Consider the following 22,046-nt stretch of genomic DNA (forward strand, 5'->3'; position numbering starts at 1 on the left):
TCGCGGGCAAGCCCTACTCCCACAGGGATTTGCGCAAACCGACAACCCGGTTTCAAGAGGTAACCCATGTTCGATTACTCCCCCCGCCCAGACCTGCTCACCGGGCGCATCATTCTGGTCACCGGCGCAGGACGCGGCATTGGTGCTGCCGCTGCGAAAACCTACGCAGCACATGGCGCGACAGTGCTGCTTCTGGGCAAAACCGAAGCCAACCTGACTCAGGTGTACGACGACATCGAAGCCGCTGGTCATGCCAAGCCGGCCGTTATCCCCTTCAATCTGGAAACGGCCCTGCCCCATCAATACGACGAGCTGGCAGCCATGATCGAAAACGAGTTCGGCTGGCTTGACGGCCTGCTGCACAATGCCTCGATCATCGGCCCCCGCACGCCACTGGAGCAGTTGTCCGGTGAAAACTTCATGCGGGTCATGCACGTCAACGTCAATGCGATGTTCATGCTGACCAGTACGCTGCTTCCGCTGCTCAAACTGTCTCAGGATGCCTCGGTCGTGTTCACCTCCAGCAGCGTTGGCCGTAAGGGCCGGGCTTACTGGGGTGCTTACGGGATCTCGAAATTCGCAACCGAAGGCCTGATGCAAACCCTTGCCGACGAACTCGACACCGTCGCTCCGGTACGCTCCAACAGCATCAACCCTGGCGGCACGCGCACCAGCATGCGTGCACAGGCTTACCCTGCAGAGAACCCGCTGAACAATCCGACTCCGGAAGAAATCATGCCCGTCTATCTGTACCTGATGGGACCGGACAGCAGCGACGTCAACGGCCAGGCCTTTAACGCGCAGTGATTCCACCTGCCTCATCACCCGTCACGACAGAAAACCGTCGCTGATGGGTGACCAATGAGTTCTATAAGTCAAGGTAATGTCACCAGGAGTCCAGATCTCCCCGCCAAGAATCTCCAATCCTTTGAATCTAAAGGATAATATTTAAATTTCAGGACTGGCACGACTTTCGCTCTGACTCAGCTAATCCAGCACTGCACGCTGAGGAATGAAGCCATGATTTCTCCTACCCCGTCTAACGCCATCGATTTTGACGCTGCTAAATTGAAACGCCTGGGCATGTACCAGCGACAGGTTCAGGAGACCGTTCAGCCGCCCGTCGATCTGGAACAGCTGATGCAGCAACTGAACCTGCAGTTGCAGACCAGCCTGGAAGCCGAACGGATCCTGACCCTGTTCTTTCAGGGTGTTCAACGCCTGATCCCCGTCAATGGCTTGACCTACCAATACGCTGACAGTGACCTGCACTTACAGCTGGGTGAACATGCGCCACACAGCGTCAGCTACAACCTGAGCAATGAAGGCGAGTCGGTAGGCCTGTTTACTTTCGAACGGAGTAAACGCTTCAACGAGCAGGAATTTGCAGCGCTGGAGTCTCTCATGACGTGCATGCTGTTCCCGCTGCGCAACGCGCTGCTCTACCGGGCCGCGATGCAAAGTGCGTTACGCGACCCGCTGACAGACACCGGCAACCGCATTGCGATGGATCAGACGCTGACACGTGAAATCGAGCTTGCCCGGCGTCACTCACACCCGCTATCGATACTGATGCTCGACATTGATCACTTCAAACGCGTCAACGATACCTACGGTCACGCAGCAGGCGACGACGTCCTCAAATCCGTCGCCCATGCGATCAAGAGCGAGCTGAGAAACATCGACCGGATTTTTCGCTACGGTGGCGAAGAGTTTTTGATCGTGCTTTCCAACACTGATCGTGACGCTGCGGGCTTGATGGGTGAGCGCTTGCGTCGATCGACTCACGGCCTGCGGCATCCAGGCCTGGACAGTTCGCTGGAGCTGACCATCAGCCTTGGCTGTTCGACGCTGTTGCCAGCAGAGTCTGCGGACAGCCTCATGCGGCGTGCCGATATCGCGCTGTATGTCGCCAAACGACAAGGGCGCAACCGCCTGGCAATGGCCGGGTAAAATCAGGTCTCCAGCTCAGCTACGCGAGCGCGAACCGATTTGGCTTTTTCCAGCTGCATGCAATGCTCAAGGAACAGATACATGTAGTCGTAGCTCTTGGTGACGGCCTGCCGCAACTCGGTCTGAAGCTGCACGCTGGGGTTATTGCCCGCCAGGGTGCAGATGATTTCCAGAGCTTCCCACGGATGCGCGTCGTCGTACTGAGCGTGCATCTTGAGCCACTTCATTGCGCGCTTGCGTGACTCCTGAGGAAAGCCGTCGGCGTACACGTCGGACGAGCAAACCACCGCTGCCCACTCACCCGTTGCTCCTTCAATGGCGTAATTGGTGGCCGCCATACCTACAACCAGTGAATCAGACGAACTGGTGTGCCAGCACCAGTGGCTCAGCGCATGCAATTCGGGTGACACGTGCTGTGCCTTGAGATCATCAAGGCTGACACCGTGCGCCTCCGCCCAATGAACCCAGTAGTCGGCATGGTTGAGTTCTACGCGAATATTGCGCATCAGCCACCGCCGCGCCATGTCTTCACCCGGATGACGGGCAAAACGGGTTTTAGCCAGATTATTGGCCATATAAATGGCGAACTGCTCAACCACCGGCCAACCGCCAATCAAGTACTGGCGCATGATTTTTGGACTCAACCGCCCGTCTCGCATGCGCTGATACAGCTCATGCTCGACGACTCTGGATTTGGCGAAACTGCAATCTTTGATCAACTGCTGTGCCCATGCCGGATAACTGCTGGCTTCCATGAGCGGACCGGTCCTGCTGAACGTATCGATCACTGTGTTACTCCTTTTTAGTAAGTTAATGGCTTAGCGGAATGTTCCTGGCGTGCTGAACAAAAGTGGGACTGCCCTTGAAGGGCGAGCGTGAAGGCTTTCACACGTAAACAGCTGAGGACGTTCAATCAGATACCCCTGAGCGAAGTCAACGCCAATCTCACGTAGTGCTATTTCGATCTGTGGTGTCTCGACAAATTCAGCGATCGTGCGCTTGCCCATGACATGCCCGATGTGGTTGATCACCTCCACCATCGCGCGGTTGATAGGGTTATCGAGCATGTCCTTGACGAAACTGCCATCGATTTTCAGGTAGTCCACCGGCAGATGTTTGAGATAGGCAAACGAAGACATGCCTGCACAGAAATCATCAAGGGAAAACTGGCAGCCCAAAGCCTTGAGCTCGTTGATGAAGTGAATCGCACTGCCCAGATTGGCAATCGCAATGGTCTCGGTGATCTCGAAGCAAATCAGCGAGGGAGAGATACCGAAGGTCTTGAATTGCTGTTTCAGATAGCCGAGAAAGGCCTCATCGCCAATACTCGCCCCTGAAAGATTGATCGCAGTGACCACCATCGGGCCGTTGTAGCCTTCATCATCCTGACATTGCGCAATGATTTTGAAGACATTGTGCACAACCCAGCGATCCAGCGAAGTCATCAGGCCGTAGCGCTCGGCTGCGGGAATGAAATTCTCTGGAAGGATCATGCGGCCTGTCTCATCACGCAAACGCAGCAAAATTTCTATGTGCCCGCTGTCATTTGCGCCATGGTGACCAATGGCAGCAATCTGCTGCGAAAACAGACAAAACCGGTTCTCCTCCAGCGCCATGTGCAAACGCTGAACCCAAGCCATCTCACCAAAACGCAGCGACACTTCAGAATCGTCAGCGTGGTAGACCTGCACACGGTTACGGCCTTTTTCCTTGGCCATATAACACGCCATGTCTGCAGCGCGCAGCGATGCCTCAAGCGTGGTGGGAACATGAGAAATATGCACCACCCCGACGCTGACGGTGCTTTGAAATGGCCTGCCCTTCCAGACAAAGTTCAGGCTCTGAACCGTCTGACGCAGGGTTTCTGCGATGGCTTGCGCGGTGTCCGGAGGGCAATGTTCCAGCAAAATCCCGAACTCATCCCCACCTAACCGGGCCAAGGTGTCACCTTCCCGCAAGCCCTGTTGCAATATCGTGCAGATGTGCCGCAACAACTCATCACCTGCCGCATGACCGCTTGTGTCATTGACCAGCTTGAATTGGTCGAGATCCAGATACATCACAGAGTGCTGACTGGGTTGCCGCGCCAGATCATTGAGCGCTTGTTCCAGGCGATATTCGAACTCTCGCCGATTGGCCAACCCGGTGAGCGCATCGTGTGTCGCCTGCCAGGACAGATTGGCAATGTATTGCCGCTCCTGCGTCATGTCGTGCAGCACCAGCACCGTGCCGCTGACTTTATCGTCGGTGAAAATCGGAGAGCCGACGAGCGCCACCGACACGGTGCTACCGTCCAGACGCTGGATCAACTTGGAATGCTCACTGCCACCACTGAGCTGGCCGCTCAGAATATGCTCAATGAGGGTTGAGCTGTCCTTCTGATCATTTTCGTCCAGCAGATTGAACAACGCGGCGAGTGGCAACCCGCTGGCCTGCGAGTTTTTCCAGTGGGTCAGATTTTCGGCAGCGGGGTTCATGTAAACAATGGCACCTTGAACATCGGTGGTAATCACCCCGTCACCGATGGATTCCAGCGTCACTTGAGCGCGCTCTCTCTCCACCTGCAGAGCGTCGGCAAAGGCATGGCGCTGAGCGAGCAATTTGTGAGTCCTGAGCAAGGCGAGAATAATCAGCACCACCGCCGTCGCCAGGTTGATCACCAGCAACAGCCGCAAAATGCCTCGGGAGCCTTCGCCCAGCGCATCACTGAATGCACGCGCTACCGGCGTGACGCTCTCGTTGATTGCAGTGATCTGCCCCCGCCAGTTAATGATGTCGGCATCGGTGGCTTCGCCCGATGAAATCTGCTCGTGCATCCGCTGCGCGACATCGTCCAGCTGCATCAGGTACTCATCACCCAGACGCCACTGGTCGATAGCCTTTTTCATGTAGCCAAATTCGCGAAAATTTACGTACAGCCAGATAATCCCGGTCACATCGTCAGGATGATTACCGCCCTGCAGAATACCGTCTGTCGCTGTCTCGATATCCGGCACGGGTTTATCCAACGCGATACGCAGCGTATGTCCACCTTTAGGGATGGAAATGGCCTGTTCGTAGCGCAGGTAATTGATCTCGTCGTGCCCGTTGGCATAGAGATTCAAATAATAGATGGCGTCTTTCTGCCCCTTGGACCAGAGGCTTTCGCCGCCGACATAACTGCGTACGGCCGAGAGCATGTAAAGGCTGACGCAGCCCAACAGGGCCTGAAACAGCGCAACGGCGATAAATGGCCATACGATGCCCAGCAGGCGGGGCTTTTCGAGGATCCGCGTTTGCTTCATGGGTTCCCTTTCATAAGCGGTGCCAGATGCTCAACAAGCTGCGTTTATTTCGTCCTGAGCAGAGCCTAGGCCAAATCCAAAAAACCGGTCATGCAAATTATCAAATTTGAAACACGCTACCGCCCCGCATTGTGAAATCGCGAGGCAGTGCACATACAGATGGATAAGCGAGTGTGAATCAGATGAGCGAGCGCTGTTACTGCAGTGAGAACTTACTATTAAGAAAGACCCTAAACGCGCTATTGGCAAGCGGCCATGAACATTAAATGTGCTGCAGGTGCCCGTAGAGTTTTGCGTAGAGCCCGCCTTCAGCGATCAATTGCTGGTGATCGCCCTGCTCGGCTATACGCCCGCCGTCGAACACCAGCACCCTGTCTGCCTGCTTAACCGCAGATAGACGGTGGGCAATAATCAACGTCGTGCGCCCACTAAGGAATCGTGCCAGCGCCTGATGCAGGTTGTACTCGGTCGCCGCATCGAGTGCCGAAGTGGCTTCGTCGAGAATAACGACCCGCGGATCAGCCAGGACCATTCGAGCAATGGCCAGCCGTTGGCGCTGCCCCCCCGACAAACGCACACCCGAACGCCCCACCACACTGTCGAGCCCTTGCGGCAACGCGCGAATGGTTTGTTCCAGCTGGGCGATTTCGAGCGCTCGCCAGCACGCGTCATCACTGCGCTCGCGGCCCATGGTCAGATTGGCGCGAACGGTATCGTTGAACAACGCCGGGTGCTGAAGCACCACCGCAACGTTCTCCCGAATAGTCTCCAGACCAATTTCCTGCTGGCTCGCACCACCGAAGCTGATCGTCCCGGATTGAGGCGTGTACAGCCCCAACAATAACTGCACCAACGTACTTTTGCCGCCGCCACTGGCGCCAACGATGGCAATTTTTTCCCCCGGGGCAATCGTCAGGTTCAATTGATCGAGAATGTTCTCCTCGCCATAACCGAAGCTCAAACCACGGACTTCAATCCCCACGGTTTTCTGCCCCGCGAACGGATCGATACCGCCTGGATACTGCGGCTCGTCAGCACGTGCCAGCAGTTCGTTGATCCGGGTCAGCGCCCCACCCGCCGCGTAATAAGCGTATTGCAGGTTCAGCAACTGCTCCACCGGGCCGATCATGAACCACAGGTAGCTGAACACCGCCAACATATGGCCAATCGAAAGATCGGAAAACAGCACCGTCAGCATGGCCGCAGCGCGGAACACATCGATGCCGAACTGGAACAACAGCCCACTGGCGCGATTGGACGCATCACTTTTCCATTGTGAAGACGTCGCATAATCACGGACTTCACGAGCGCGTACGCCAAGTCGGCCGAGGAAATACCCTTGCCGATTACCCGCACGAACTTCCTGAATCGAGTCCAGAGTTTCGGTCAACGCTTGAGTGAAACGCGAAGTGCTGTCGTTTTCCTGTTTTTTCAGGTGCTTGACCCGCTTGCCCAACTGCACCGTGGCGTAGATCACCAATGGGTTAAACAGCAGGATCAGCAGGGCCAGTTTCCAGTGCATCCACATCAGAATCGACGCGGTACCGGTCAGCGTCAGCATCGCGACCAAAAACCGACTCAGGGTATCGCCGATGAATTTATCCAGCGTATCCAGATCGGTCACCAGGTGCGCGGTGACCGTACCGCCTCCCAGGCTTTCGTACTCCCCCAGAGAGATTCGCTTGAGGCGCTCGATCAGACGAACCCGTACGCGATAGACAATATCTTTGGAAAGCCGGGCAAACAGCTTCGCCTGCACCACGTTGAACACCAACGCGCCAATGCGCAGACCGAAGGTGAACAGCAGCATCAAGCCAATGTAACCGACAGGTTTTTGCAGGCTGCCGGGCAGGAAGTTATTCATGAACTTCAAGGCGCTGTCGCCGTGGCCCAGCAACACTTCGTCCACCAGCAAGGGCAACAGCAACGGAATCGGCACGGTACACAACGTAGCCAGCACCGCTACGCCGTTGGCAATCCACAACGCTTTTTTATGCCGCGAAGCCAGACGACGGATCTGCGCCCAGCTCAAACGGTTAAACGTTGTACAGGAGTCGTCCTGATCAGCGCTGCTCTTGAGAGACTCAGGCACTGGCAGCACGCTCCAGCCAGCGACCCAGCAAAGGGGCTAATACCTCCAGCGGCTGATAGCCATTGGTCAACAACGCCAACTGGCCATTGCGTTCAGCCAGCAAGGTCGGGAAACCGGCGATGCCCAAGTCCTGTACCCAAGCGAAGTCTGCCTGAGTTGCAGCCAGTTGCTCGGCGCTGTCGAACGCTGCGGCGAACTCGATACGCGGCAAGCCTGCCTGTTCGGCAAGCTCAGTCAGCACCGCCGCTCGCGTGACGTCACGCCCTTCGACGTAGAACGCCTTCTGGATCAACCCGACCAGCGTCCAGGCAAACTCCGGCTCAAGATGCCGCGCCGCGACGATAGCCCGGCATGCGGGCTCGGTGTCATAGACGAAGCCATCGGGCAGCGCGTCTTCAAAACGAAACGTTTGCCCGGTGCTTTTCTCAACCGCCTGCCAATGCTCAAGGATGTAACGGCGGGTGGTCGGATCGAGCGCCGCCCCGCTGCCGGTGCGCAAACCACCCATCACCAGATGCAAGGTCACACCACTCGCCTGCGCCTGTTGAACCAGCGCTTGCGCCACAGGGGCAAAACCCCAGCACCAGGAGCACATCGGGTCCATCACATAAAGCAGGCGGGTGGTCATGGATCAGGCCTCGTCTGGCTGGCGGTCTTCTAAACGATAATTGCGACCGATCGGGTGCGGCTGATTACGTGCTTTGGCCAGTTCGATCTGCTTCTGGCGGTCGATGGCACTGCGGCGGGTTTTCTCGCTCAGGCTGTCCCAGCAATACGGGCAACTGATGCCCGCCGAGTAATGTTCACTTGCACGGTCTTCAGCGCTGATCGGCGTGCGGCACGCATGGCATTGATCGTAGTCGCCCTCGGTCAGGTCATGGCGGACGGTGACGCGATTGTCGAACACAAAACACTCGCCACGCCACAGGCTTTCATCCTGCGGGACTTCTTCGAGGTATTTGAGAATGCCGCCTTTGAGGTGAAACACCTCGCCGTAACCTTCGCCAAGCATGTAACTGGACGCTTTTTCGCATCGAATGCCGCCGGTGCAGAACATCGCGACTTTTTTGTGCACCTCGGGGTTGAAGTGCTCTTTGACGTATTCGGGAAACTCGCGAAAGGTTGTGGTCTTGGGGTCAATGGCCCCTTCGAAGGTGCCGATGGACACTTCGTAGTCGTTACGGGTGTCGATGACCAGCACTTCCGGATCGCTGATGATGGCGTTCCAGTCTTTGGGTTCGACGTAGGTGCCGACGGCTTTATTGGGGTCTACACCTTCAACGCCCAGGGTGACGATTTCTTTCTTCAGTTTGACTTTGGTGCGGTAGAACGGCTGTTCGTCGCAGTACGATTCCTTGTGATCGATGTCGATCATGCGCGGGTCGTTCTTGAGCCAGGCGAGCAGCCCGTCGATGCCTTCGCGGCTGCCGGAAACGGTGCCGTTGATGCCTTCTTCGGCGATCAGCAAGGTGCCTTTGATGCCGTTGTCGACCATCGCCTGCAGCAGCGGCTCGCGCAGTTCGACGTAGTCGCTGAGGGTGACGAATTTGTATAGCGCCGCTACGACGATCGGCTGATTCATCGGCTGTTGGGTCATGTGTATCTCCAGGTGGCGACCCTCGCAAAGGGCCTACCGGATAGAAATTAATTCAATAAAAACGCGCAGGGTGTGCAGCGCGGGGCGGATTCTAGCAAAGATGGGGGGATGGGTGGGATTGGGGGGAGTGAATCAAACAGCGCAGCGGCTTGGACTTGTATGAATATCCGTTAGTTGGGTAACGGCTGATATTGGTTGCGCCCTTACGGCGCCTCACTTTTGATTCCGGAAGCCGGCCCAGCCAAAAGTAAGCAAAAGGCTCTTGCCCCGCCACTCGGCACCTCGCTGTCGCTCGGTGTACCCGCCCGCAGATCCTGAACCGTGGGCCGCCGCAACGGGCCATCCATGGCCCAATGCGGCTAACCCGGCGTCCTGCCGGGTTGCCCACGGTTCAGAATCTGCGTTCGGCCAGCGTGGTTTAACGGGGCGCCTAAGATCAAAATCAAAAGCAGATCAAAGGCGGATCAAAATCGATTTCAGGATTGCCTCGGCCCTGTAAGCGCTGCCCCGATGTCCATGGCTCCACGCTGTCTCGCGGCAAACATTGGACCTGTAGGACCGGATTCATCCGAGAAGAAGCCAGCACATCGGCTACTTCATCGTCGCCTGGAATGCAGCCTTCCCGGATAAATCCGGTCCCACAGGTTCTGCGTAGATTCAGATAATGAAGTGCTGTTAGGAGAATCGTCGGAGGTTACGACGACGCAGATTGTGCACCGGTGTCCATGGCACCGCGTTGCCTCGTGGCAAACATTGGACCTGTAGGACCGGATTCATCCGGGAAGAGGCCAGCACATCCGCTACTTCATCGTCGCCTGGAATGCAGCCTTCCCGGATAAATCCGGTCCCACAGGTTCTGCGTAGATTCAGATAATGAAGTGCTGTTTGAAGAGTCGTCTGAGGTTACGACGACGCAGATTGCGGTATGCCCGACACACCGCTTCGCAGCCTTCGGCAGCTCCTACGGAAGCCCGGCGAGCGAAAACAATCGGGTCGGCTGTCAGGCCGCCGCGCTTTTGATTTTGATCTGAGGCGCCCCGTTAAATCACGATGGCCGAACGCGGATTCTGAACCGTGGGCAACCCGGCAGGACGCCGGGTTAGCCGCATTGGGCCATGGATGGCCCGTTGCGGCGGCCCACGGTTCAGGATCTGCGGGCGGGTACACCGAGCGACAGCGAGGTGCCGAGTGATGGGGCAAGAGCCTTTTGGTTACTTTTGGCTGGGCCGGCTTCCGGCTTTTCAAAAGTGACGCGCTGTAAAAGCGCAACCAATATCAGCCGTTACCCAACATCGGATATGTACACAAAACCGCTGTCAGAACGTCATTCCCCACCCGCACAAACAGGCGAAACCGGCGCAGCGCCAGTTTTCGCCCACTCGATCGGCGTGTAAGTGTGCAAAGCCAGGGCGTGAAACTCGCTCATCAAGCCGCCCAGAATGCCGTAGACCTTCTGGTGCCGCTTGACGGCGTTAAGCCCTTCAAATTGCTCACTGACGATCACAGCCTTGTAATGAGTCTGCTCGCCACGGCTATGCATGTGGCTCTCATCGAGTACCTGCAGATGCAGTGGTTGAAACACAGCCAGCGCTGACTCGATTCGCGTTTGCATAGTCATGACGGGCTTCGCTTATCAGGGCTTTTTGGCAGGAGCAGGAGCGGCCTTCTTGGCCGGTTCCAGTTCAGTGGTCATGTCGGCCAGCAATTTGTTAACCACCGGAACAGCGCTTTCCAGCTTGCCCTGAGTCAGTTGTGCAGACTGCTGAGTCAACTCAGGCATCTTGGTCAGCACTTTCTTGCCCAGTGGCGACTGATAAAACGCAACCAGATCCTTGAGCTCGCTCTCGGTGAAGTTGGCGGTGTAAAGCTTGACCATGTCCGGCTTCAGCTTGTTCCAGCCAATGGCTTGATCCAACGCGGCGTTGGCCTTGGCCTGGTAGGTTTCCAGCACGGCCTTCTTGGCTTCTGGCGCTTTGGTTTCGGCGAAACGCTGAGCAAACATCTGCTGCACTTGCATGTACACCGGGGTGCCCAGCTTGTCGGCGTTGGCCAGCTTCAAGAAGGTTTCAGCACTGGCGTTGTGGCTGGCGGTATCGGCAAGAACCTGGCCGCTGGCACATACCAGAACAGCCGCAGTACAGATGGCGCGAAGACGGGTCATCAAGTTTCCTTTCTAGCAGGCGAGGCAGAACCCCAAGGCCGACCATTCTGCGCCCATGTTTGCTTTTGGCTCAACCCCTGACTGTCCGAGCGGTTAAAAACGCGATTGGGGGAACCCAGATCGGATCACAGGGCCTAAACTGCGCATTCAATACTTAAGGAGTGAGTCCAGTGAGCCGCACAGAAACCGATAGCATTGGCCCGATCGACGTTCCGGATGACGCTTACTGGGGAGCTCAGACTCAACGTTCACTGATCAATTTCGCCATCGGCGATGAGCACATGCCGCTGCCCGTGCTGCATGCGCTGGCCCTGATCAAGAAAGCTGCTGCACGCGTCAATGATCGCAATGGTGACCTGCCCGCAGACATTGCCCGACTGATCGAACAGTCCGCCGATGAAGTGCTCGCTGGCGATCTGGATACTCAATTTCCTCTCGTGGTCTGGCAAACCGGCAGCGGCACCCAGAGCAACATGAACGTCAACGAAGTCATTGCCGGGCGCGCCAACGAGCTGGCTGGCCAGGGCCGCGGCGGCAAGTCGCCAGTTCATCCCAACGACCACGTCAACCGCTCACAAAGCTCAAACGATTGCTTCCCGACGGCCATGCACATTGCCGCCGCACAGGCCGTCAAAGAACAGCTTCTGCCCGCTATTGCGGAGCTGTCCTCGGGCCTCGCCGAGCAGTCTGCACGCCACATGAAACTGGTGAAAACCGGGCGCACGCACATGATGGACGCGACGCCGATCACCTTCGGTCAGGAGCTGTCGGCCTACGTGGCACAACTGGATTACGCCGAGAAAGCCATCCGTGCCACCCTCCCCGCCGTGTGCGAACTGGCGCAGGGGGGCACCGCAGTCGGTACCGGTTTGAATTCACCCCACGGTTTCGCTGAAGCCGTGGCGGCTGAGTTGGCTGCCCTTTCCGGCCTGCCATTCGTCACCGCACCCAACAAGTTTGCCGCACTGGCCGGTCACGAACCGCTGCTGGCCTTGTCTGGCGCGCTGAAAACCCTGGCCGGGACGTTGATGAAAATCGCCAACGATCTGCGCTTGCTGGGTTCAGGACCGCGAGCAGGCTTTGCTGAAGTGAAACTGCCAGCCAACGAGCCTGGCAGCTCGATCATGCCCGGCAAGGTCAACCCGACCCAATGTGAAGCGCTGTCGATGCTGGCGTGTCAGGTGATGGGCAACGACGTCACTATTGGCTTCGCCGCGAGTCAGGGCCACCTGCAACTGAACGTGTTCAAACCGGTCATCATCCACAACCTGCTGCAGTCGATCCGACTGCTGGGCGATGGTTGCCGCAACTTCAATGAGCACTGTATCGCAGGCATGGAACCTGATGCCGAGAAGATGGCGGAACACCTCGAACGTGGCCTGATGCTGGTGACGGCGCTGAATCCGCATATCGGTTACGACAAATCCGCACAAATTGCCAAAAAGGCCTACAGCGAAGGCCTTACGCTGCGCGAGGCGGCATTGGCGTTGGGCTATCTCACCGACGAGCAGTTCGACGCGTGGGTACGACCGGAAAACATGCTTGAGGCAGGCAGCAATGGTTGAGGGCAGGCATGGGGCGACCCGACTGGAAGGGGACGGCAAGCGTATCCTGATGATTTTCGGCACCCCGAAAGCTGCCAGTTTCGGGCATGCGCTGGGTGAAGCGTATGCCCAGGGCGCGCGAAGCGGCGGTCATGTGGTGCGCATGCTGAAACTGAGCGAGCTGGATTTTGACCCCGTACTGCACAACGGCTATCAGCAAAGCCAGGTGCTCGAACATGACTTGCTTGAAGCCCAGCGGGAGATCCATTGGGCCGAGCATCTGGTGTTCGTTTACCCGGTCTGGTGGGGAGGCCTGCCGAGCTTGCTCACCGGTTTTCTGGATCGGGTATTAATGCCGGGTTTTGCTTTCAAGAGCCACGGCCGCAAAAGCCCGGCCAATGAGTTGCTCAAAGGCCGTACAGCAGAGTTGCTGGTCACTATGGACACGCCGCCGCGCTACTTTCGCTGGATTTATGGCGCTCCGGCGCATCGGCAAATGGTCCGCACTGTCCTGGCCTTCTGCGGCATCAAAACCAAACGCCTCACCGAGTTTGCTCCCGTGCACACATCCGGTGAAGAGCAACGCCAGCAATGGCTGAAGCAGGCCGAAGAGCTCGGCAAACGTTAAGTCTGACTGGCCAGCCTGGCTTTGCGCGCGCGCAGGCCAGCCAGCAACGAAGGCCCCAAAGCAACCACGGCCGACCCGGCGACTACCAGTACCGCCCCACCGTACCCCAACGCATTAATCTCTTCATTCTTGACGTAATCCGGCCACAGCCATGCGGCGACAGCCACTGATGCGAAGGTCACCAAGGGCGTCAAAGCCAGTGTTGCACTGACCCGGGAAGCCTCCCAATGGGCCAGCGCTTCAGCAAACGCGCCATAGGCCACCAGCGTGTTCAGGCAGCACGCGAGCAAGATCCAGCCTTGTACCGGGCTCAGTTGCAGCGCCTCCATCGGGTGCGCCCACGGGGTGATCACCAAGGCACAGAACAGGTAGATCACCATCATTACCTGGAACGAATTCCACACGGTCAGCAATTGCTTCTGGCTGAGGCCGTAGAACGTCCAGACCGTGGCGGCCAGGAAGGCAATCAATACACCCGTGGTGTATTGGCTCATGGAGGTCAGCAGCTCTTCGAGCCGCTGATTGAAGAACAGCGCAAAGCCGACCAGCAGCACCGCCAGACCAAACCCCTGAGCGATCGTAAAACGCTCCTTGAACAGGAAGACGCTCCCAATCAACAACAGGATCGGGCCGACCTGAATGATCAACTGCGCAGTGCCGGGGCTGAGAATCTGCAATCCCAGCAAGTAAAGGATGTAGTTGCCGACCAGACCGAACACCGCCAGACCTACAAGCACCTTGCCTCGGTTACCCAGCACTTTAAAACTGGGCAGCTGGCGCTTGGCTGCAAGCCAGATGAACAGTAAAGCCCCGGAGACCAGCAGCCTGAACCAGGTCACCGTCACCGGATCCATCACCTGCAGCACTTGCTTGAGCTTGACCGGCAAAATGCCCCATAAAAAAGCTGTCAGCAGCGCCAGACAAAGGCCATAGACCCAGCGACCAGAAGAAACATGCATGAAAAATTTCCCGGACTAAAGCAAAAAGACAGTCTAGGCGTTACAAGCCCGACGACACAGTTACAGTTGGGTAGCGAGAAAGCCGACAAGTGTTTTTTAGTCAGCCCCGGCGTCACGCGGTTCAACGTGATTGCGGTGATAGGTTTCCTCGCCCATGGCTGCAATCTGCGCGTCGATCAGCGATTCGAACGGCACCAGCAGAGGTGCGAATGAACGGGGCGCCTCAATGATCTGCAGAGCATGGGTGATCGCTTCCAGAGTTGATAATGCATCCGGACCTGGCGCTTTACGCAAGCGATAACGAGATAACGGGACGGAGCCCAGCGTCACTCTGGGCAACGCTGCGAGCTGTGGATTGAGATGCAACAGTTTGCGCGCCTTGCGCCAAGTGCCATCAGGAACCACCAACAGCAGTGGCAGACTGTCCACTGATTGCGCCTCCAACGTCTGCGCGCCCTCCCCTGGAAACAGCAGGCAGGCCCGATAACCCGGCGGATTGAACAACGCCTGCTGCTCGAACACTTCGCCCACGACCAACTGCGCATTGGTCAGCCCCAGCGCGGCCAGTCGCCCGGTATTCAGCGCATGATTCGCCTCACTGGGGTGCTGCAGGATGAGCACCCGGGTGCGGCTATCCAGTTGCGGGATCAACGGGCACAGACAATGGCTTTCAGGGCGCAGACAACGTTCGCAACGAAGGCGGGACATCAGGGTTCCTCAGACGGGATTCAGTTGCGCTTTAAGCAAGTCGCGGAAGGTCTGGATCAACGGCTCACGGCTACGTCCGCGCCGCACGATCATGGAGAACGGCGCCTGATAACCGAAGGTCGCTGGCAACAATACCCGCAGGTGACCTGAATCAACCCAGGACTGGGCGTAGTGCTCGGGCAAATAGCCGATGTAAGCGCCGGAGAGCACCAGAATCAGCTGCGCCTCCATACTTTCCACGGTTGCCGCACTGTGTTTGAAACCGTGCCGGGCCAACTCCGCCTGACTCCAGTAACCCCGCCCGACCATCCGCTGTTGAGCGATGACCGGCTCAGGAATCCGCCTCTCAGTAAACAACGCGTGGCGATTACTGCAATAAAGCCAGTGTTGTTCGCGATACAGCGGTTGATACAGCAAGCCGTTCATACGCGTGGAAAACGAGCCTATGGCCAAATCCAGGCGGTTATCCAGCACACCCAGTTGCAACTCGTAGGGACTCATCACCGACAAATGCAAATGCACGGCGGGATGTTCTGCACTGTATGCACCAATCACCTCGGCAAACGGCAAAGCCCGGTCACTGACGGTCGAGTCCAGCACGCCGAGATTCAAGGTGCCACGCAGCTCACCCTTGAGCGCTGCGGCATAGAGTTCGAACCCTTCCAGTTCGCCGAGCAGGCGCAGGGTTTCCTGATGAAACAGCTCGCCTTTGCTGGTCAGGCTGAACCCACCCCGCCCCCGATGACACAAGACGATACCCAGCGCAGCTTCGAGCTGGCTCATGTAAGTACTGATCGCCGACGTCGACAGATTCAGTTCCTGTTGGGCACTGGCGAAGCCTTGATGACGGACCACGCTGGCGAAAATCCGCAGGAGTTTGAGGTCAGGTAGAGCGCTGGGCATGGAGGGTCCGGAATATATATCTAGAGGTGATACCGGATCTGTTGGAGCGAGGCTTGCCCGCGAATGAATCATGCTGACCACCGAAATTCGGTGCATGTGATCGCCAATTCGCGGGCAAGCCTCGCTCCAACAACCACCCGGAACGTCTTGAATCTTAGCCCAAAACCCCTTTAGTTCTGAAATTCCTGAACTAAGTATTTTGCCTCAGCGATTGTTCCTGCGGCACGGGCTTCGCAAAATCCATCTCATTGAAATCAACGCTGAGGCAATCTCGTGGACAAGATTTTTCACCAGCCACTGGGCGGCAACGAAATGCCGCGCTTCGCCGGTATCGCCACCATGATGCGCCTGCCGCATCTGCAAACTGCAGCGGGTCTGGATGCGGCATTCGTCGGGGTACCGCTGGACATTGGTACTTCGCTGCGCGCAGGAACCCGCTTTGGTCCGCGCGAAATTCGCGCCGAGTCGGTGATGATTCGCCCTTACAACATGGCTACAGGAGCTGCGCCGTTCGATTCGCTGTCAGTCGCGGACATTGGCGACGTGGCCATCAACACCTTCAACCTGCTGGACGCCGTACGCATCATCGAAGAGGCTTATGACGAAATCCTCAGCCACGACGTGATCCCACTGACACTGGGTGGCGATCACACCATCACGCTGCCGATTCTGCGTGCCATCCACAAGAAACACGGCAAGGTAGGTTTGGTCCATATCGACGCCCACGCAGACGTCAATGACCACATGTTTGGCGAAAAGATTGCCCACGGCACCACGTTCCGCCGTGCCGTTGAAGAAGGTCTGCTGGATTGCGATCGCGTTGTCCAGATTGGTTTGCGCGCTCAGGGCTACACCGCTGAAGACTTCAACTGGAGCCGCAAACAGGGTTTCCGTGTCGTTCAGGCTGAGGAGTGCTGGCACAAATCCCTCGCACCGTTGATGGCTGAAGTCAGGGAGAAAGTAGGCGACGGTCCGGTTTACCTCAGCTTCGACATTGATGGCATTGACCCTGCCTGGGCACCGGGCACTGGCACTCCGGAAATCGGCGGGCTGACGACTATTCAGGCAATCGAGATTATTCGTGGCTGTCAGGGTCTGGATCTGATTGGCTGCGACCTGGTGGAAGTTTCGCCGCCCTACGACACCACAGGTAACACATCTCTACTGGGCGCAAATCTGCTTTACGAGATGCTCTGTGTCTTGCCAGGCGTGGCTCATCGCTGAGCAATACCAACTGCTTCATAAAGGATGCCTCGGCATCCTTTTTTTATTTGTCGGCGAACACGACAGATGACCGAGATAGTGGCAGTTATGAGCTAGCCTTAACTGGTGCAGGAGCATGGACGCGCTTGGGCCGACAGAGTGCCAACCCCCGTAATGCTTGATATCACCGATGCATAACCGAACGGAAACACCCTCTGTTTTATGGAAGTTAGGGCTGATCCTCCAACGACAAAACAGGGTGCTTTCATGGATCGTAATGAAATTCGACAACACGTTGTGGACGCGCTCGGGGTGATTCTCGTCGACAAATCAGTCATCCGGGAAAATCAGACCCTTGAGGACCTGGTCCTTGATGAAGAAGACATCGACGAACTCTTCAAAAAGCTCCACAGCTCCGGGATCAATTTCAAGAAACGGGAGAAAGAAGAAGCCTTGAAGCACCCGGAAACCACCACGGTGATGGCGCTGATTGATCACATATTCATCAGTCAGCACAAATAGCTGGTGCTCCCGAGGGGCCAACGCTACTCGACAGGTACGAGGGACTACAGGAGATCAAAGCCTGATACTACTGCGGGACGCGAAAGCGTCCCGGGAGGGATGGCGCGTCTATCGATCAACGACGCTGAGGTTGGCGACGCCGCTTATCGTCGGTGCGCACGGGTACAGGTTGTAATTTAGGGCGCTCGATCAAGCCTAAAGCAACCCCGAGATCATGAAGCCAATCTTGCAACTTAGTGTCCATAAAGCCCCCTTAGGGAAATACTCGACGACTGATTTTCAAGCCGCTTGTTACAGATAATAGTGCCAACTCACACTTTACGCCTGCGAACGCAGTCTTGCGGAAAAACATCTTTCACGATGTGTTCAATGTGACATTTCTTGTGTCGCTCTCGCGTGGTTATGCGACAGACGGTGTTGGTTCTGCTGTCGTGGGACCGGCTTTAGCCGGGAAGGCAGTATTTCCAGCGATAAGATGCAGTGAAATGCTCAGATCTCTTCCCGGCTGAAGCCGGTCCCACCACGGCAAACTATTCCGGCAACCTCAGCAGCCCTTCTTCATCCGTCATCGCCTTTTCCAGCAAGTCGGCTGGCAGGTTCTTGCTGGCCCGGGCACCCAGCAGCTTGAGCTGTTCGCTACGGCTGACAAGGTTGCCTCGGCCATCCGTCAGCTTGTTGCGGGCGGCGCTGTAGGCTTTGTCCAGTTGCTGCAACCGGCTACCAACTTCATCCAGATCCTGAATGAACAGTACGAATTTGTCGTACAGCCAGCCCGCTCGCTCGGCAATTTCCCGGGCGTTCTGGCTTTGCCGCTCTTGCTTCCACAGGCTGTCGATAACCCGCAACGTGGCAAGCAAGGTGGTCGGGCTGACAATTACGATGTTTCGATCAAAGGCTTCTTGAAAAAGATTGGGCTCTGCCTGCAAGGCCGCAGAAAAAGCGGCTTCGATCGGCACAAACAGTAAAACGAAATCAAGGCTGTGCAGCCCCTCCAGACGCTTGTAGTCCTTGCCGGACAAACCCTTGACATGATTGCGCAACGAGAGCACGTGCTGCTTCAGGGCGGCCTGACCGATCACATCGTCATCGGCACTGATGTACTGCTGATAAGCCGTAAGACTGACCTTGGCATCGACCACCACCTGTTTGTCACCGGGCAACATGATCAGCACATCCGGCTGAAAACGCTCCCCATCCGGCCCTTTCAGGCTGACCTGAGTCTGGTATTCACGGCCTTTTTCAAGGCCAGCGTGCTCCAGAACCCGCTCCAGAATCAGTTCTCCCCAGTTACCCTGCGTTTTCTGTCCTTTAAGGGCGCGTGTAAGGTTGGTCGCTTCGTCGCTGAGCCGCAGGTTGAGTTGTTGCAGGCGTTCCAACTCTTTACTCAGGGAAAAACGCTCGCGGGCTTCAGCCTGATAACTCTCCTCCACGCGCTTTTCAAAGGATTGAATGCGCTCTTTAAGAGGATCGAGTAACTGGCCCAGTTGCTGCTGGCTCGTTTCGGCGAAGCGCTGCTCGCGCTCATCGAAAATCTTGCTGGCCATTTCCGCGAACTGAGCACGCAGTTCATCCCGGGAGCTCTGCAGATCATTCAGGCGCTGCTGGTGGTTTTCCTGCTGTTCACGCAACTCGGCGCTCAACGCCGCGCACTGCACATCCAGGCGGCGCAACTCTGCTTCTTTATCGGCACGTTCGTGATTCCAGTCCTGAGCAGCAACCTGGGCGCTATCACGCTCACGGCGCAGGAGCTCAACTTCGCGACGGGTTGCCGCCAGGTCGGCTTGCTTGACGGAATTGGCCTGACTCAAATCACTGATTTCATCACGGCTGGCATCCAGCTGCGCATTCAATCCGTCCTGAGCCATCTGGGCTGTGCTCAGGCGCTCATCAAGCAACGCGGTGTCGGCTTGTTGCCGAGTGATTTTGCGCTGCAACTGCCAGGCCAGGGCCAACAGCGGCAGTGCTGCTGCGCCAAGGCCCAGGAGCAGGCTGTTCAAATCCAATGCCATAGGGACTCCAGATGCCGAATTCGTGCTGCGGCATTATGCGCGATGCGGGGGTGGTGTCGGCAGCAGATTACGGGCGTGCGGCTCGCGGACTAACGCCGGTCGAGTTGCCTAAGCAAGTGCCGGGCATCCTGCGACCCCTTGGCAGAAGCCAGCTCCAGCCAGTGACGCGCCTGTTGCGGCTCGTTGATCGGTGCCTGGGCACACAGTCGACCGTATTCGAATTGAGCGCTGCAGTCACCGGCACGGGCGGCCTGCCGCAAAAGCTCGTGCCCGATGCGGCGGTCACGCGTGTTGCCACAATCCTTGCAGAGGATCTGGCCCAGCCGGCTTTGCGCAACCACCACGCCACTGCGAGCGGGTTGTTTGAGCAACCTGCCGGCAAAATGTTTGATGCTGGGCTTCTGGCTCAGGCGCGGGTTATCGAGCAACCATAACGCCACACGCAAAGACAGGCGTACAGGTTCACTGGTAACGGCGTGTTGAGATTCGTGCGGTTGTTCAGGGCGAAACTTCATAAACACAACGGGGGCAAATCAGGAGGCGCGCAACTCTACACTTTTTCTCGCTGAGGTAAAGAGGCAAGCAGTCAAAGCCGCGTAATAGAGCAAGCGCTTGGGACAATCCACAGAAGCTGTGGATAACTCAGTGGACAACCCCCCTTCACGCCTCGCAAACGCATACAGAATGGGGCTTGCGCTCAAACTGACGATTTTTTCACCAGTAAAAAAATTTGATGTTTTTCATTGACTTAATAATTCACCACGGTAAATCAAGCCCTTAGGCGCGTATGTGACAGTGATGTGGCAGCAAGTTGCGCCAATGTGCACAAGTCAGTTCCGGACCTCGATCAGCGCTCAAAAAACGCTCTATAAAGGGCTTGCAATTGAAAGCTGATCTCAACCGGCGCCACAGGAAAAGTACAAACATCGACGAACGGGCGTCCGCCCTGTACATTTTTTCACCAGCGGGCTTCCAATGGGTGAGCGACTCCGTTATCATCATCGCCGTTAGTACCAAGCTGAAAGTCAATTTACGGTCGAAAAAGTCCCCCGGTAACTGCTCCTCCTGATACGAGGAACCTGCCGACAACAAGGGATCGACCACCTCGATGGTTTCCAGACATGGACTGCATGCCGACTACCCGCAGACGGGAGTGGCAGTGCAAATCTCCATGGCCTGTCAGAACCAGCCTGCAATTGATCAGGATCTGCACCCAGAGCGTCGAACCTTTGCTCTTGTTGTGTTGCCTGCCCTCCTAAGTACCTACCGGTCAGCCCAAGCGCCATACGATAAAGCGCGCTTCAACTGGCTGCTTTTGTTCCAGACAGGTTCTTCGCCCAGCCGCATCCTGCAGATCAGGATCGCCCGCGTTTACTGGAACGTTTTATTTTTGCACGGCAATGTTCCGTGTCGTTTTAGGAAACACCCATAATCATGACTACTCATCATCAGACCCAGCACGCAATCCATACACTGACTAACGCTTTTGCACCAATGAACTGCCTGATCATGGCCGCTCGTAAAGGCTGCTTCAGTTTCACCATCGTTAACGAACACGGCATTGCTCGCCACACCGAGCGCCTGTACCCCGATCAGTACTCCAGCGCAGAGCCGCTGCAGGCCGTGATCGAACGTACGCGCCAGGCCCTTACCGCCTGAGCCACCTCGTTACGCTGGTATAAAGAGCCCCGCCCGATAACGGCGGGGCTTTTTTTCGCCTCGGGATTGGCCTCGCAGCCTATCGCCAAGCGTTATATGGAAACCGACAACTGGCAGGAATTAATTTAAATACAGTCCTTTACAGGCGAAATATGACACTACACTTCAACTCAAGCGGCCGTGGTCGCTTCCGACGGGCCTGATCCTGAATGTCGCTGCCATACGTCCGGGCCCGCCGGTCACTTCTTCCCGAGGATGTCATGGGAATTGCCGCCAGAGATTTATCCCGCCACGTAATCCGGCCCACTCTGCTTTATCTGGACCGGCACAGCCCTCGCGCCGAATCGTTCCTGCTCGCGGTCGCCGCCAGCCAGTCCGATCTGGGAGCCGCACTGGACAGCCGCCGCGGACATGGCCTCTACAGTATTTCCGAAGGCCGCCATCGACAGCTCTGGGACAACTACCTGGCGCTTGATCCGGAATTGGCCAGCCGTGTTCGAGGACTTGCCAGTCAGCATGCATTTCTCACCGGCCCCCATCTGGAACTGACCGTTAATCTGCGTTACTCAACCGCTATCGCCTGGTTGATGGTCGAGGCCCACGGTCTTTGTCTACCCAACGACGAAGATCCCCGTGTAATGGCCAAAATGTGGCGCGAAATATTTCAACCGCAAGGCCGATTGCGCGATTTCATGAGCGCTTGGCAAACCTGCGTAACGCCACTTTTGCACCCGGCATGAATGGCTTTCGCCTTAATCACGATACACGCAGATCCCCACATTTTTATCGGATTGTCCTACAAAAAGCGCTCTAAATCAGGCCAT

21 protein-coding genes are annotated in these 22,046 nt (G+C 56.8%); 8 read left to right on the forward strand and 13 right to left on the reverse strand.

Annotated features, from left to right (window positions below):
* Positions 1 to 66: 66 nt before the first annotated feature.
* Positions 67 to 807: a YciK family oxidoreductase gene (locus EE949_RS19825; protein WP_122665840.1), complete on the forward strand. Its 741-nt coding sequence runs from the start codon at positions 67 to 69 to the stop codon at positions 805 to 807.
* A 213-nt stretch (positions 808 to 1,020) separates the two neighbouring features.
* Positions 1,021 to 1,953: a GGDEF domain-containing protein gene (locus tag EE949_RS19830; RefSeq protein WP_122665841.1), complete on the forward strand. Its 933-nt coding sequence runs from the start codon at positions 1,021 to 1,023 to the stop codon at positions 1,951 to 1,953.
* Positions 1,954 to 1,955: 2 nt separating this feature from the next.
* On the opposite strand, the gene EE949_RS19835 is transcribed toward EE949_RS19830, so the two are convergent.
* From EE949_RS19835 to EE949_RS19875, 7 genes are all read right to left on the reverse strand, one after another.
* Positions 1,956 to 2,708: a TenA family transcriptional regulator gene (locus tag EE949_RS19835; protein WP_430735984.1), complete on the reverse strand. Its 753-nt coding sequence runs from the start codon at positions 2,706 to 2,708 to the stop codon at positions 1,956 to 1,958.
* Positions 2,709 to 2,771: 63 nt separating this feature from the next.
* On the reverse strand, positions 2,772 to 5,237 hold the full coding sequence (locus EE949_RS19840) for an EAL domain-containing protein (protein WP_122665843.1): 2,466 nt from the start codon (positions 5,235 to 5,237) through the stop codon (positions 2,772 to 2,774).
* 262 nt (positions 5,238 to 5,499) lie between these two features.
* The gene (locus EE949_RS19845) at positions 5,500 to 7,329 is read right to left on the reverse strand and encodes an ABC transporter ATP-binding protein (protein WP_122666130.1); all 1,830 of its coding nucleotides are present in this window, start codon (positions 7,327 to 7,329) and stop codon (positions 5,500 to 5,502) included.
* Complete coding sequence (locus EE949_RS19850) at positions 7,322 to 7,924, reverse strand: DsbA family protein (RefSeq protein ID WP_162874741.1); 603 nt, start codon at positions 7,922 to 7,924, stop codon at positions 7,322 to 7,324. The genes EE949_RS19845 and EE949_RS19850 overlap by 8 nt, the downstream gene beginning before the upstream one ends.
* A 36-nt stretch (positions 7,925 to 7,960) precedes the next feature.
* Positions 7,961 to 8,926: a rhodanese-related sulfurtransferase gene (locus EE949_RS19855; RefSeq protein WP_122665845.1), complete on the reverse strand. Its 966-nt coding sequence runs from the start codon at positions 8,924 to 8,926 to the stop codon at positions 7,961 to 7,963.
* 1,324 nt (positions 8,927 to 10,250) lie between these two features.
* Complete coding sequence (locus tag EE949_RS19870; RefSeq protein ID WP_122665846.1) at positions 10,251 to 10,544, reverse strand: BolA family protein; 294 nt, start codon at positions 10,542 to 10,544, stop codon at positions 10,251 to 10,253.
* 15 nt (positions 10,545 to 10,559) lie between these two features.
* Positions 10,560 to 11,087: a DUF2059 domain-containing protein gene (locus EE949_RS19875; RefSeq protein ID WP_087272298.1), complete on the reverse strand. Its 528-nt coding sequence runs from the start codon at positions 11,085 to 11,087 to the stop codon at positions 10,560 to 10,562.
* A gap of 170 nt (positions 11,088 to 11,257) precedes the next feature.
* Here EE949_RS19875 and EE949_RS19880 point away from each other — a divergent pair, with 170 nt between their 5' ends.
* Both EE949_RS19880 and EE949_RS19885 read left to right on the forward strand, forming a co-directional pair.
* Positions 11,258 to 12,652, forward strand: a complete 1,395-nt coding sequence (locus EE949_RS19880; RefSeq protein WP_122665847.1) for a class II fumarate hydratase — start codon at positions 11,258 to 11,260, stop codon at positions 12,650 to 12,652.
* Positions 12,645 to 13,259 carry an NAD(P)H-dependent oxidoreductase gene (locus EE949_RS19885; protein WP_122665848.1) on the forward strand — a complete coding sequence of 205 codons (615 nt, stop codon included), beginning with the start codon at positions 12,645 to 12,647 and terminating at the stop codon, positions 13,257 to 13,259. The genes EE949_RS19880 and EE949_RS19885 overlap by 8 nt, the downstream gene beginning before the upstream one ends.
* Here the strand turns inward: EE949_RS19885 and EE949_RS19890 are convergent.
* From EE949_RS19890 to EE949_RS19900, 3 genes are all read right to left on the reverse strand, one after another.
* On the reverse strand, positions 13,256 to 14,218 hold the full coding sequence (locus tag EE949_RS19890) for a DMT family transporter (RefSeq protein ID WP_122665849.1): 963 nt from the start codon (positions 14,216 to 14,218) through the stop codon (positions 13,256 to 13,258). The genes EE949_RS19885 and EE949_RS19890 overlap by 4 nt on opposite strands.
* 96 nt (positions 14,219 to 14,314) lie before the next feature.
* On the reverse strand, positions 14,315 to 14,926 hold the full coding sequence (locus EE949_RS19895; RefSeq protein WP_122665850.1) for a tRNA-uridine aminocarboxypropyltransferase: 612 nt from the start codon (positions 14,924 to 14,926) through the stop codon (positions 14,315 to 14,317).
* A gap of 9 nt (positions 14,927 to 14,935) precedes the next feature.
* Positions 14,936 to 15,829, reverse strand: a complete 894-nt coding sequence (locus EE949_RS19900; RefSeq protein WP_122665851.1) for a LysR family transcriptional regulator — start codon at positions 15,827 to 15,829, stop codon at positions 14,936 to 14,938.
* Between the two features lie 273 nt (positions 15,830 to 16,102).
* Here EE949_RS19900 and speB point away from each other — a divergent pair, with 273 nt between their 5' ends.
* Both speB and EE949_RS19910 read left to right on the forward strand, forming a co-directional pair.
* Entirely contained in the window at positions 16,103 to 17,053 is a 951-nt protein-coding gene (gene speB, locus EE949_RS19905; RefSeq protein ID WP_087272316.1) for an agmatinase, read from the forward strand.
* A 246-nt stretch (positions 17,054 to 17,299) separates the two neighbouring features.
* The gene (locus EE949_RS19910; protein WP_122665852.1) at positions 17,300 to 17,554 is read left to right on the forward strand and encodes a hypothetical protein; all 255 of its coding nucleotides are present in this window, start codon (positions 17,300 to 17,302) and stop codon (positions 17,552 to 17,554) included.
* Positions 17,555 to 17,669: 115 nt separating this feature from the next.
* Here EE949_RS19910 and EE949_RS30050 read toward each other — a convergent pair whose 3' ends face one another.
* The 3 genes from EE949_RS30050 to EE949_RS19920 form a co-directional block, all read right to left on the reverse strand.
* Positions 17,670 to 17,798, reverse strand: a complete 129-nt coding sequence (locus tag EE949_RS30050) for a PA1414 family protein (RefSeq protein ID WP_264760712.1) — start codon at positions 17,796 to 17,798, stop codon at positions 17,670 to 17,672.
* A gap of 286 nt (positions 17,799 to 18,084) precedes the next feature.
* Positions 18,085 to 19,449 (reverse strand): DNA recombination protein RmuC, encoded by a 1,365-nt coding sequence (gene rmuC / locus EE949_RS19915; protein ID WP_162874743.1) that lies wholly within the window; start codon positions 19,447 to 19,449, stop codon positions 18,085 to 18,087.
* Positions 19,450 to 19,652: 203 nt separating this feature from the next.
* Positions 19,653 to 20,078 (reverse strand): tetratricopeptide repeat protein, encoded by a 426-nt coding sequence (locus EE949_RS19920; RefSeq protein WP_122665854.1) that lies wholly within the window; start codon positions 20,076 to 20,078, stop codon positions 19,653 to 19,655.
* Positions 20,079 to 20,997: 919 nt separating this feature from the next.
* Here EE949_RS19920 and EE949_RS19935 point away from each other — a divergent pair.
* Both EE949_RS19935 and EE949_RS19940 read left to right on the forward strand, forming a co-directional pair.
* Positions 20,998 to 21,222, forward strand: a complete 225-nt coding sequence (locus tag EE949_RS19935; RefSeq protein WP_122665857.1) for a hypothetical protein — start codon at positions 20,998 to 21,000, stop codon at positions 21,220 to 21,222.
* A gap of 260 nt (positions 21,223 to 21,482) precedes the next feature.
* Positions 21,483 to 21,962, forward strand: coding sequence for a hypothetical protein (locus tag EE949_RS19940; protein ID WP_122665858.1), 480 nt, complete (start codon positions 21,483 to 21,485; stop codon positions 21,960 to 21,962).
* The last annotated feature ends 84 nt before the right edge of the window (positions 21,963 to 22,046 follow it).

Source organism: Pseudomonas viridiflava (assembly GCF_900602065.1).
In the GTDB taxonomy this organism is placed as follows: domain Bacteria; phylum Pseudomonadota; class Gammaproteobacteria; order Pseudomonadales; family Pseudomonadaceae; genus Aquipseudomonas.

Excerpts from the sequence above, each read along its gene's own strand:
- EE949_RS19825 (WP_122665840.1), top strand. The coding sequence starts at position 67 with ATGTTCGATTACTCCCCCCGCCCAGACCTGCTCACCGGGCGCATCATT.
- EE949_RS19830 (WP_122665841.1), top strand. The coding sequence starts at position 1,021 with ATGATTTCTCCTACCCCGTCTAACGCCATCGATTTTGACGCTGCTAAA.
- EE949_RS19835 (WP_430735984.1), bottom strand. The coding sequence starts at position 2,708 with ATGGAAGCCAGCAGTTATCCGGCATGGGCACAGCAGTTGATCAAAGAT.
- EE949_RS19840 (WP_122665843.1), bottom strand. The coding sequence starts at position 5,237 with ATGAAGCAAACGCGGATCCTCGAAAAGCCCCGCCTGCTGGGCATCGTA.
- EE949_RS19850 (WP_162874741.1), bottom strand. The coding sequence starts at position 7,924 with ATGTGCTCCTGGTGCTGGGGTTTTGCCCCTGTGGCGCAAGCGCTGGTT.
- EE949_RS19855 (WP_122665845.1), bottom strand. The coding sequence starts at position 8,926 with ATGACCCAACAGCCGATGAATCAGCCGATCGTCGTAGCGGCGCTATAC.
- EE949_RS19870 (WP_122665846.1), bottom strand. The coding sequence starts at position 10,544 with ATGACTATGCAAACGCGAATCGAGTCAGCGCTGGCTGTGTTTCAACCA.
- EE949_RS19875 (WP_087272298.1), bottom strand. The coding sequence starts at position 11,087 with ATGACCCGTCTTCGCGCCATCTGTACTGCGGCTGTTCTGGTATGTGCC.
- EE949_RS19885 (WP_122665848.1), top strand. The coding sequence starts at position 12,645 with ATGGTTGAGGGCAGGCATGGGGCGACCCGACTGGAAGGGGACGGCAAG.
- EE949_RS19890 (WP_122665849.1), bottom strand. The coding sequence starts at position 14,218 with ATGCATGTTTCTTCTGGTCGCTGGGTCTATGGCCTTTGTCTGGCGCTG.
- EE949_RS19895 (WP_122665850.1), bottom strand. The coding sequence starts at position 14,926 with ATGTCCCGCCTTCGTTGCGAACGTTGTCTGCGCCCTGAAAGCCATTGT.
- EE949_RS19900 (WP_122665851.1), bottom strand. The coding sequence starts at position 15,829 with ATGCCCAGCGCTCTACCTGACCTCAAACTCCTGCGGATTTTCGCCAGC.
- EE949_RS19910 (WP_122665852.1), top strand. The coding sequence starts at position 17,300 with ATGGATCGTAATGAAATTCGACAACACGTTGTGGACGCGCTCGGGGTG.
- EE949_RS30050 (WP_264760712.1), bottom strand. The coding sequence starts at position 17,798 with ATGGACACTAAGTTGCAAGATTGGCTTCATGATCTCGGGGTTGCTTTA.
- EE949_RS19920 (WP_122665854.1), bottom strand. The coding sequence starts at position 20,078 with ATGAAGTTTCGCCCTGAACAACCGCACGAATCTCAACACGCCGTTACC.
- EE949_RS19935 (WP_122665857.1), top strand. The coding sequence starts at position 20,998 with ATGACTACTCATCATCAGACCCAGCACGCAATCCATACACTGACTAAC.
- EE949_RS19940 (WP_122665858.1), top strand. The coding sequence starts at position 21,483 with ATGGGAATTGCCGCCAGAGATTTATCCCGCCACGTAATCCGGCCCACT.